This is a genomic window from Noviherbaspirillum sp. (assembly GCF_035944575.1).
Taxonomy (GTDB): Bacteria; Pseudomonadota; Gammaproteobacteria; order Burkholderiales; family Burkholderiaceae_D; genus Noviherbaspirillum.
In genome coordinates this window covers 1-7986 of record NZ_DASZBA010000139.1, presented here as the reverse complement: position 1 = coordinate 7986, position 7986 = coordinate 1, and the positions used below count along the sequence as shown (strand labels likewise).

The following is a 7986-nucleotide window of genomic DNA, read 5'->3' as shown; positions in this document are numbered from 1 at the left end:
AAGCCCGGGCGGACTCCCTTTCGAAGATGCATGCGGAGCGTCTCGCACGGGCCGCCGAGCAGCTCGACCAGATTACCCTCAGCATCAAATACTATTGGGAGACCTCGCACCACGGCCTGCGGCTCGACGATCAGTATCGTTACGGCCTGTATCCACGGTCGGACAAGCTGTACGTCAGCATTTTCGACCGCAACGGCGCTCTCGTCACCAGCACGGTGGGACGCCCTTTCCTGCTCGACTACAGCGAACGGCCATGGTTCAAGGCACACAAGGCTGCACAGAACCAGGGACTATTGATCGTCAAGCCGGACTTTTCGCCCCGTCTCGAAAAAACCCTTATCCGATTCACCCGCCGGCTCAACACGCCGGCCGGCGAATTCGACGGCGTGGTGTCGCTCGCATTGGAACCGGAATACCTTGCGTCGATCACCGATGAATCGCGGATGGAGAAAAGCGACTACTTTTCGGTCAACCATCGCGACGGCACGCCGCTGTCCCTGCGCGTCGGACACGCGGCGGCATCCACCACCAGCCTTTTCCATGCACAGCCTGTCTTTACGTCCGATACGGGAACGGTGCTCTACCCGTCCGACAGCTTTCTGGATAAGAAACCGCGCGTCGTTGCCTGGCACGCGCTGCAGGCCTATCCGCTGGTCGCCTCCGTGGGCCTGTCGGAGCAGGAGACTTTTGCATCCCACGAAAAGATGGCGCGCGACTATCGCAACATGGCCGCCGCCGGCACCGTGCTGCTGTTCCTGTTCGCCGTAACGGGGATGGCATTTTCATCCCGTCTGGCATGGAGGAAACACCAGGCCGAAGAAGTGAAGAATACCTACCGCCTGGCGACGGACAGCGCGCGCGAAGGGTTTTACATGGTCCGTGCGGTATATGGCGACCAGAGGCGCATCATCGACTTTCAGGTGGAAGATTGCAACGAACGCGGCGCCACCTACTACGGCACCACCCGCAGGCAGCTGATCGGGGCCAAGTTCCGGGACTTCATGCCGCCCAGCGATTATCTCGAGGAAGTGCTGAGCATTTTCCGGCGGGCGATGGAAACCGGTTTCTACGAGGACGAATTCAAGGTGTCTCCGGAGAGTCCGCTGGAAGCAACCTGGGTACATCGGCGCCTGGTGCGTTCGGGCCACGGGCTGGCCGTGACGCTGCGCGATATTTCCGAAGCCAAGGCGCATGAAGAAGCGCTATCGCAACTGGCCAACGCCGATAGCGTGACTACGCTGCCGAACCGCCATTGGCTGACGCATTACCTGCCGACGGCACTGCAGAAAGCGGCGGATTCCAACACCATGGTGGCACTGCTGTTCGTCGACCTGGACGATTTCAAGAACATCAACGACACGCTCGGACATGCCGCCGGCGACGCGCTGCTGCAGGCGGCGGCATTGCGCCTGAAATCGGTGATCCGTCCGGGCGACAATGTCGCCCGCCTCGGCGGCGATGAATTCACCATCATCCTCGAACGCATCGAAGGCGCGGACGATGTCCGGCCAGTGGCGCACCGTGTCATCAAGACCCTCAGCGAGCCGTTCGTGCTGGCCGACGGCAACAGCCACACCGTGCGCGGCTCGATCGGCATCAGCCTGTATCCGCAGGACGGCCGGGACGGGCCAACGCTGCTCAAGCATGCGGATATCGCCATGTACACGGCGAAGTCCGCCGGCAAGGCAACCTACCGCTTCTTCCTGCCCGAGTTCGCCGAAAACCTGATGCAGCGATTGAACAGCGAAACGGCTTTGCGCAAGGCCATCGAGCGGGATGAATTCGTGCTGCATTACCAGCCCCGGGTGGATACCTTCAGCGGCGAACTGCGCGGCATGGAAGCGCTGGTGCGCTGGATGCATCCGGAACGCGGGATCGTCGGTCCGCAGGAATTCATTCCAATAGCGGAGCAGACCGGCCTGATCGTCCGCCTGGGCGAGATGGTCATCGAAAAGGCATGCGCACAGCTTGCGCAATGGCGGAAACAAGGGCTGCCGGTGGTGCCGGTGTCAGTGAACGTATCAGCGTTGCAATTAATTCACGGCCGCATCGCCCAGCGGCTTGCCTCCTGCATGAATCGCCATGACATCGATTCGTCGCTGCTCGAAGTCGAAATCACCGAGTCCTGCATGATCGGCGAGGATGGCAACACCATACGGGAACTCGAAACGCTGGAGCACATGGGCATTAAACTCCTGGTGGATGATTTCGGCACCGGCTATTCATCGCTGTCGCAATTGCAGCGCCTTGACCTGGACATCCTGAAGATCGACCGCGAGTTCACCGGACGGCTGTGCAATGGCAAGGACGGCGACATGTTCTTCATGGCGATCCTGTCGATGGCGCACGTGCTGGGCATGACGGTCGTCGCCGAAGGCGTCGAAACCGAGGAGCAATTGCGCGTGCTGCAGGCGCTGTCCTGCAACGAGATACAGGGCTATTACGTCTCCAGGCCGGTACCGGCGGAAGACATCCCGGCACTGATGCTGCGCCGCTTCCTGTTCCCGTCCTCGCGCCCGGTGCTGCACGTGGTATAGCGCCGCGCCGGGTTGAACCGATCCGCAACAGGATATCGCTTGCGCGTTGCTGCCAGACGGGCGATCCACGATAATGCGAACTCATTTTTCCAAAGCAAATCATGACATTGCTGCCGCCGAATTCAACTGAAGACCGCCTGTATGTGCTGCGGACGCGATGGGAGCGTTACGTGGCGGAAGGCCGCTTCGAGCAGTTCATCGAGTTCACGGTGGCGGTCAACACCCTGGCGGAGTTCTTCAACCGCCTGCGCCTGCCCGGGCTGGTGCGGCTGTGCGAGGGACTGGAGAACGCGGCGCTTGCCAAGCTCGGCGACATCTCCACCCATCCCCTCAAGCAGCAGGATATCGTCGCGCTGCAGCGCCAGATGGATACCCTGCTCGGATCGGTGGCCAGCTCGCGGCTGATACCGGCGGAGCGGCGTACCGACGAACCGAGTACCGGCACGCCCGATATCGACTGGATCAAGCCGCGTTCGGTATGGATGATTTCCGCGCCGGAGAAGCGCGGGATGGCCGATGCGCTGAAACGCCAGTTGCAGTTCTTCGGCTTCCGGATTTTCGAGATCGACTGGGGCGGCCAGCATCTGCCGGAAGACAAGCCGCTGGCGGTGCTGTTCATTCCCGCGCACGCCAGCGCCGAACCGGCCGAATTCGACTGCATCGCCACCATCCGCATGAGCTGCCCGGCAAGCCAGTTGTTCTATCTCGGCGTGCAGGCGGCGATCGAGCCGATCGTCGCGCTGATGCGGGCCGGCATCGACGTCACCATCCCGGCGGAAGACCAGGCGTCGATGGTGCTCAACTGCATCCTCGACCTCGTCCAGACCCATGAGCAGGAACAGTACCGGGTGCTGGTGGTGGAGGATTCCCGGGTGGCGGTGGCGCTGATCCAGCGCACGCTGGCCGAGCATGACATCGACACCGAAGCCATCAGCGATCCCGGCAAGCTGCTCGACGCGCTCGAATCCTACCGCCCCGACCTTGTCCTGATGGACATGTACATGCCGCGCTTCAATGGCGTGGAGGCGACCCGGGTGCTGCGCCAGATGGCTGCCTACAATTCGCTGCCGATCGTCTACCTGTCCGGCGAATCGGATGTCGGCATGCAGGTCGAGGCGCTGCGCCTCGGCGGCGACCAGTTTCTCATCAAGCCTTTCAACCCGGTGCTGCTGGCGGCGGTGGTCAAGACGCGGATCGAGCGCTTCCGCGAGACCCGCCGTTCGACCCGGCTCGACGGCCTCACCGGCCTGCTCAACCATACCGCCGCCAAATCGCGCCTGCAGGCCATGGTGGGCAAGACCGAACCCCACGGTGCGCTGACGGTGGCAATGATCGACATCGACCACTTCAAGTCGATCAACGACACCTACGGCCATCCGGTCGGCGACCAGGTCATCCGCGGGCTGGCATGGCTGCTCAAGGGACGGCTGCGGTCGATCGACCTGATCGGCCGCTACGGCGGCGAGGAATTCATCATCGCGCTGCCGGAAGTGAACCTGCAGCAGGCCAGGTCGGTGATCGAGCGCATCCGGGAAGATTTTTCAGCGCTGCCGCATGCACATCCCGGCGGCGCGCTCTACGCCACCTTCAGCGCCGGCGTCGCCTGCTATCCGATGGTCGACACCGCCGCCGGTCTGACCGAAGCCGCCGACGGCGCCCTGCTGCAGGCCAAGCGCCTCGGCCGCAACCGGGTGGAAAGCGCGCGCTAGCGAACGCCGCTCCTGGCGGTCTGTGCGGCAGGCTATTCAGGAAGTGATTCGGACGCCGCTCCGGTATCTTGCTGACCGAGCAGTATCCGCAGTGGATCGTCGTCGGCAAGCTCGCTCCAATACGTTTCCGCGCGCGCCGGGTCCCAGGCGGGATTGTTCCGGTTGTAATAGGCGGCCATGATGAATTCCTCGAAGATGCGCTGCTTGGCGACAAAGGATTGATTGTGCGTCCGCAACGCGGCGGCGGAGAGCTGTCCGTCAAGCCGGCGAGCAGGGTGGGCATCGGCACTACGATAGAGTTTTGCCAGCGATTGCGCGGACTCCCGGAACAGCGCTTCGATCCTGGCCACAAGTTCCTGCTGTTTCAATTCCGCTTGCCGGTCAGGCACTTGTCGAGCCTGCATGTTCTTTACCTCCGGATGAGCGGAATCCCGACCGGCGAGGCGTATTCGCCGCGGTTCCGGTCCGCGTGCTTGCGCCGGCCGGTTCCTCCGGAAGCGTCAGGATCGGAAAGTGTTCGTACAAACCGGCATCAACATTCACCCGTACTGCCACTCCTTCAGGTATGCCTTTGCGCACAGCGTCGAGCAGCTTTTCAAGTTCCTTGAAATTGTGGAGTTGCAGGTGAGGCTTCTCTTTCATTTTTAGAATATCGTTGAATTTGTTCATGATGGACTCGCTGGTCGTCTTGATCATCCTTTCTTCCACCTGGCCACGATACAGTACGATGGAATTCAGCGAGGCTGTCCAATCCTGGACAAAATCTCTTGGCTTGAATGCTGTCAATCGGTTCAATCGTTGATCGAAGTGGCGTGCTGGCGCATCCATTGACGCCGGCCCCTGGTTTGGCATGGTCAGGATTTCCAATAAGCCGCGGCAGGCGAGCTCCTGCTCCGCGATGTTCGAAAGCGCATTGCAGGCGGCGAGTCTGCGTTGAGCCATGGAATGCAATCTGCGGTTGTCGCCCTCGCCGGTCAGATTTGCGATCTTTTTGGCGATGTCGCTCTCCACTTTCTGCTTGGCTGCCAGGCTTTGCAGTTCGTTTAACCTTGTCGCCATTAATGACTCGCCTGGTTGCCCGCCGTGGAGGATGGCATCGCGCAGTCCGGCAAGCACGGCTGCGGCCTACCCATTCTCGGGACCGGCCAGCTGTTTCAGGTTCCTCTTCAAACTGCGGCGCTCTTCCTTCGTCATATTTTTCCGCATGTTCGAAGCAAGCTGTTTCACTCCGGGCGCATCTGGCGCCTGGGAGCCGCTTGGCGTCATTTCGACCAGTTGCCGGGCAATTCGATCGGTTTGGCCGCGCATATGAATCTTGAGGTTCGGCAGACTGTCTTTCATCAGATTCTTGAATTGGCCGGCCAGCCTGGCGGGATTGAGACCACCGCTCAGCATGCTCCTGCGCCGGGTCGGCGACGAGGAAGCCGTTGACGGCGTCGACTGTGAAGCCGATGCGGCTTCAGCAGGCGGCGAATCCGGCTGCGGAAGCCGGGAGTAATGCAGGCTGGTAGGGGACACCAAGTTACGCATGATGCTTCCTCATTCTGTTGGTTGACGCGGTGGATGGGCATTGTCCGCATGAGTAACGGCAACAGAGCGATAGTTCCGGTTCCCTCTTCTGCCGGTTCATCCGGCCTCCCGCAGAAAATGTCCGCTTTTGTCCGCATCCTGTCCCGTCCCCGCATTTCGCCGCTGCTGCGCCCTTCCTACAATTTGCCTGACCATGCGCATCTGTCGCGCATAACGGTTAACCAAGGAGCAGGTGATGCTGGCGATTGGCATATTGATGTTTGACGATGTCGAGGTACTCGACTTTTCCGGCCCGTTCGAGGTTTTTTCGACGGCGGCGCGCGTGCATGGACGGCGGGGCGGCGATCCGGCGCTGTTCCGGTGCTTCCTGGTATCGGCCGGGATGAAGCCGATCCGCGCCCGCGGCGGCATGAAGGTATTGCCCGATTGCGTGCTGCCGCCGGCGGCCGACCTCGACCTCCTGATCGTGCCCGGCGGCGATGTCGGCAAGGCGATGGCGGACCCGGCGTTGATCGCCTGGATTCGTGCGCAGGCGGCGCGGTGCGAGATCACCGCCTCGGTCTGCACCGGCGCGTTCCTGCTCGGCGAGGCGGGCCTTCTGGACGGCTTGCCGGCCACCACCCACCGGGAAGACCAGGACGCGCTGCGGCAACGCTTCGTCCGCACGCAGGTACGGGCCGACACGCCCTGGATCGACTGCGGTAGAGTCGTGACTTCCGCCGGCATTTCAGCCGGTATCGACATGAGCCTGCACCTGGTGGAACGGCTCGCCGGCCGCCCGCTTGCGCAGGCCACCGCGCGGCAGATGGAAATTGAATGGAATTCGGATGGCTACTGCGAACACTCTCTCGATGAACGGCCGCCACGCGCCGATGCCGGTCTATTTTCTGCTGCGTGAGCGCACGCTGGCGCTGGACCTGGTCGGTCCGGCGGAGGTATTCCGCTACGCCAACCGGACCGCCGAGGTGGAGGGCACGCCGCCGCTGTTCGCCCTGCATTACATCAGCGCGGAAAACCGCATCGACACCTCGATCGGGCTCCACCTCACCGGATTCAAGCCCTTGCCGCCGGATCTGCCGGCGGAGGCGATCGTGGTACTGGTCGGGTGCACCGGCCTGGATGATGATTTCAGCTCGCCGGCCGCCCGGCGCACGATCGAATGGCTGCGCAAGCATGTCACGCCGCGGCACCGGATGCTATGCATCTGCACCGGCGCGCTGCTGGCCGGCCATGCCGGACTGCTGGACGGCCGCCAGTGCACCACACACCACAATCACTACGACGCCTTGCGCCGTCTCGCGCCGCGTGCGCATGTGGTGGAAAACCGCATCTTCGTCGAAGACGGCATGGCCTGCACGAGCGCCGGCGTGACGGCCGGCATCGATCTCTCCCTGCACATGGTGGCACGGGTGGCCGGTCACCGCATCAGCGCCATCGTCGCCCACAAGATGGTCATCTACCTGCGCCGGGCCGGCAACGACCCGCAACTGTCGCCCTGGCTGGCATTTCGCAATCACATGCATCCCGCGGTGCACCGGGTGCAGGATGCCATCATCGAGAACCCGGCCCGCGACTGGACCGTCGCCGCGCTGGCGCAGATCGCCTGCACCAGCGAGCGCCACCTGAACCGGCTCTTCCGCGAACATGCCGGCACCGGCATCGTCGATTATCTGCAGCGCATCCGCATCAGCCTCGCGCGGGAGCTGCTGGCGCAATCCCGGCTGGATATCGAGCGGGTGGCCGAACAGTCGGGCTTCAACTCCACCCGCCAGTTGCGGCGTATCTGGAGAAAGTTCGAACACACGTCGCCGAGCCAGTACCGCGCCATCGGGCAGGATGGCGGCGATGAACCGATTGCCGCCTAGCCCATCTTTTTCTTCCTGGAAAACCGGGCCGGCGACTCCCGGCCGGCATGTGAACCCTATGCAAGATTACTGGTCGATTGGATAAGGCGCACCGATCGCGCCACGATTTTTCCAAGGGACCTTCATGAAACCACGCTTGAAAAGAATTGCCGACCAGGTCATCGTGCTGACCGGCGCCACCAGCGGCATCGGCCTCGTCACCGCGCGCAAGGCGGCGGCCCGCGGTGCCAGGCTGGTGCTGGCGGCACGCAATGAAGAAGTATTGAAGCTGCTGGCGCGGGAGCTGACCGGCAAGGGGGCGGACGTGACCTGGGTGACGGCCGATGTGGGTATCGAAGACGATGT

At 62.5% G+C, this 7986-nt stretch carries 8 protein-coding genes; 5 read left to right on the top strand and 3 right to left on the bottom strand.

What is annotated here, in order from left to right; translation table 11 throughout:
- A partial coding sequence (locus VGU61_RS09565; RefSeq protein ID WP_326858886.1) for a bifunctional diguanylate cyclase/phosphodiesterase occupies window positions 1-2537 on the top strand: 2537 nt, incomplete at its 5' end.
- A gap of 101 nt (window positions 2538-2638) precedes the next feature.
- Complete coding sequence (locus VGU61_RS09560; RefSeq protein ID WP_326858885.1) at window positions 2639-4246, top strand: diguanylate cyclase; 1608 nt, start codon at window positions 2639-2641, stop codon at window positions 4244-4246.
- A gap of 32 nt (window positions 4247-4278) precedes the next feature.
- On the opposite strand, the gene VGU61_RS09555 is transcribed toward VGU61_RS09560, so the two are convergent.
- The 3 genes from VGU61_RS09555 to VGU61_RS09545 form a co-directional block, all read right to left on the bottom strand.
- Window positions 4279-4650, bottom strand: coding sequence for a hypothetical protein (locus VGU61_RS09555; RefSeq protein WP_326858884.1), 372 nt, complete (start codon window positions 4648-4650; stop codon window positions 4279-4281).
- Window positions 4628-5305, bottom strand: a complete 678-nt coding sequence (locus VGU61_RS09550) for a hypothetical protein (RefSeq protein WP_326858883.1) — start codon at window positions 5303-5305, stop codon at window positions 4628-4630. Before VGU61_RS09550 ends, VGU61_RS09555 begins: the two co-directional genes overlap by 23 nt.
- Window positions 5306-5371: 66 nt before the next feature.
- Window positions 5372-5776 carry a hypothetical protein gene (locus VGU61_RS09545; protein ID WP_326858882.1) on the bottom strand — a complete coding sequence of 135 codons (405 nt, stop codon included), beginning with the start codon at window positions 5774-5776 and terminating at the stop codon, window positions 5372-5374.
- A gap of 235 nt (window positions 5777-6011) precedes the next feature.
- Between VGU61_RS09545 and VGU61_RS09540 the strand changes: the two genes are divergently transcribed.
- The 3 genes from VGU61_RS09540 to VGU61_RS09530 all read left to right on the top strand — a co-directional run.
- On the top strand, window positions 6012-6674 hold the full coding sequence (locus tag VGU61_RS09540; RefSeq protein ID WP_326858881.1) for a DJ-1/PfpI family protein: 663 nt from the start codon (window positions 6012-6014) through the stop codon (window positions 6672-6674).
- Window positions 6604-7641 carry a GlxA family transcriptional regulator gene (locus VGU61_RS09535; protein WP_326858880.1) on the top strand — a complete coding sequence of 346 codons (1038 nt, stop codon included), beginning with the start codon at window positions 6604-6606 and terminating at the stop codon, window positions 7639-7641. Before VGU61_RS09540 ends, VGU61_RS09535 begins: the two co-directional genes overlap by 71 nt.
- A gap of 124 nt (window positions 7642-7765) precedes the next feature.
- Window positions 7766-7986: SDR family NAD(P)-dependent oxidoreductase (locus tag VGU61_RS09530; RefSeq protein WP_326858879.1), on the top strand; the 221-nt coding region annotated here is incomplete at its 3' end.

What these genes read in the sequence shown, in the direction of transcription:
- VGU61_RS09560 (WP_326858885.1), top strand. Translation starts at nt 2,639, where the DNA reads ATGACATTGCTGCCGCCGAATTCAACTGAAGACCGCCTGTATGTGCTG.
- VGU61_RS09555 (WP_326858884.1), bottom strand. Translation starts at nt 4,650, where the DNA reads ATGCAGGCTCGACAAGTGCCTGACCGGCAAGCGGAATTGAAACAGCAG.
- VGU61_RS09550 (WP_326858883.1), bottom strand. Translation starts at nt 5,305, where the DNA reads ATGGCGACAAGGTTAAACGAACTGCAAAGCCTGGCAGCCAAGCAGAAA.
- VGU61_RS09545 (WP_326858882.1), bottom strand. Translation starts at nt 5,776, where the DNA reads ATGCGTAACTTGGTGTCCCCTACCAGCCTGCATTACTCCCGGCTTCCG.
- VGU61_RS09540 (WP_326858881.1), top strand. Translation starts at nt 6,012, where the DNA reads ATGCTGGCGATTGGCATATTGATGTTTGACGATGTCGAGGTACTCGAC.
- VGU61_RS09535 (WP_326858880.1), top strand. Translation starts at nt 6,604, where the DNA reads ATGGCTACTGCGAACACTCTCTCGATGAACGGCCGCCACGCGCCGATG.